Annotated in this window: 1 protein-coding gene; it reads left to right on the top strand. The window is 60.5% G+C overall.

Annotation, left to right across the window (positions count from 1 at the left end; genetic code table 11):
- On the top strand, positions 1–2081 hold a 2081-nt coding region (locus KNW02_RS20430), incomplete at both ends, for a DEAD/DEAH box helicase (protein ID WP_216035016.1).

Raw genomic sequence — 2081 nt, 5'->3', positions numbered from 1 at the left:
GCCGACGAACACGATCCGCATCCAGACCGCCGAGGCGCTGAAAAACCCGCGCCACCCCTATCGGCAGGTGCTGGACGCGGCGTTCGAGGGCCGCGTGCGCGTTTTCGACATTGGCGATTTCACGCAAATCACGCCGCATGACCTGCGCTCGAACCTCTGCGTCGTGGTCGGCACGATCCAGACACTGCGGGTCAGCAATACCGACGGGCGAAAGGTCTATGCCCATCACGAGATGCTGGAGGGGCATTTCAGCACCGTTTCGCCCGCCACGCCGGGGCTGGAGCGCAATGACGATGGCCCGATGAAGGGTGACATCCGGTTCAGCTTTGCCAACCTGATGCATCTGTACCGCCCGCTGGTCATCATGGACGAGGCGCACAAGGCGGGCACGAGCCTGAGCCAGGATGTCTACGAACGGATCAAACCGAGCGCCCTGATCGAGTTCACCGCCACGCCCAAGGGGTTCAACAACATCCTTCATTCCGTGACAGCGCAGGAGCTGAAGGATGAAGAGATGATCAAGATGCCCGTGGTCCTGGACGAAGCCGAGACCTGGCAGGGGGCTGTGAACTCGGCGATTCTGAAGCGGGCGGAGTTGCAGGAGCACGCGGATCGCGACCGTGAGGGCTATATCCGCCCCATCGTGCTGTTCCAGGCGCAGAAGAAGGGCGAGGAGGTCACGGTCGATGTGCTGAAACAGCATCTGATCGACAATGAGAATATCGACCCGGCCAAAATTGCTGTGGCGACCGGCGCGCAGCGCGATCTGGACGGGATCGACCTGTTCAAGCCCGATTGTCCGATTGAATATGTCATCACCATCGAGGCGCTGAAGGAAGGCTGGGATTGTTCCTTCGCCTATGTGTTCTGCTCGCTGGCCAATATCCGCAGCTCGACCGATGCCGAACAGCTTTTGGGCCGTGTGCTGCGGATGCCCTATGCGAAAAAGCGCAAGGAAACGGCGTTGAACAAGTCCTATGCCAAGCTGGTGTCAAAGCATTTCTCCGAGGCCGCCGTCAGCCTGCGCGACAAGCTGGTCGATATGGGCTTCGAGGAAAGCGAGGCCGAGGCCAATATCGAGGCTGAGCAGCCGGGGCTGGATGATGGCCTATTCGGGCGGCATTCGCGTCCCAGAGCCACAATGACGGTCGAGCTGGATGCGTCCGAGGAGGAGCGCCGCGAGATCAATATTGTCGCGCCGGGCAAGATCAAGGTCTCGGCAGGCGATGACGGCAGGACCCGGATCGAGTTCACCGGCGTGCCTAAGCCCAAAGACGAAGAGCGCCTGTTCCAGATGGCGCCTGCGCGCCTGCATGGCGTGCTCCGCGAAAAGCTGGCTGAGTTCAAGGCCAAGCACGCCGACGACCTGGCCCCCGCCCATCTGGGCGAGGAATTCACCGTGCCGCGCCTGATGGCGCATGTGCAGGGCGAGCTGGTCTTTGGTGATACCGATATTCTGATGGAATATCACGACTGGTCACTGGCCGATCATCCGGCACGGCTGACCAAGGCCGAGTTCGATATTGTCGAGACGACCAACACCTTCGAAATCGACCTCGACGGCAATCGCCTGTCGATCTCGGCAGCGGATAGTTCCGAGCAGCTTTCGCTGGATATCGACGTGGACGACTGGACGCCGAATTCCCTGGTGCGCTGGCTCGACGGGAAGGTTCGCGATCAATGGATCGGCCAGGCGGAGCTGCTGGCCTGGCTAAGTGATGTCGTTACCCATCTGACCCGCGACAGGGACATCCCCTTGTCGCAACTGATGCGCTGCAAGTTCATTCTGGCCCGCAAGCTGAACGAGAAGATCCGGGGTTTCCGCCAGATGGAGCGCGACAAGGTTTACCAGATGAACCTGTTCGGCCCCGAGGCCCGCGTCGAAGTGTCTTTCGATGACGGCATCCGGTTCTTCGACGAGATGTATTTCGACGTGCCCAAGTATCGGGGCATGTACAAGTTCAAGCACCACTTCATGGGACCGGACGAGGTGCCGACCTTCGACAGCAAGGATGGCGGCGAAGAGGTCAAATGCGCCCTGGCGCTGGATGCTCTGCCCAAGTTGAAATACTGGACCCGCA

Origin of the sequence: Paracoccus marinaquae (assembly GCF_018860165.1) — a bacterium.
Taxonomy (GTDB): domain Bacteria; phylum Pseudomonadota; class Alphaproteobacteria; order Rhodobacterales; family Rhodobacteraceae; genus Paracoccus; species Paracoccus marinaquae.
The sequence above is the reverse complement of the archived record's forward strand: the minus strand, read 5'-3'. Positions and strand labels throughout refer to the sequence as shown.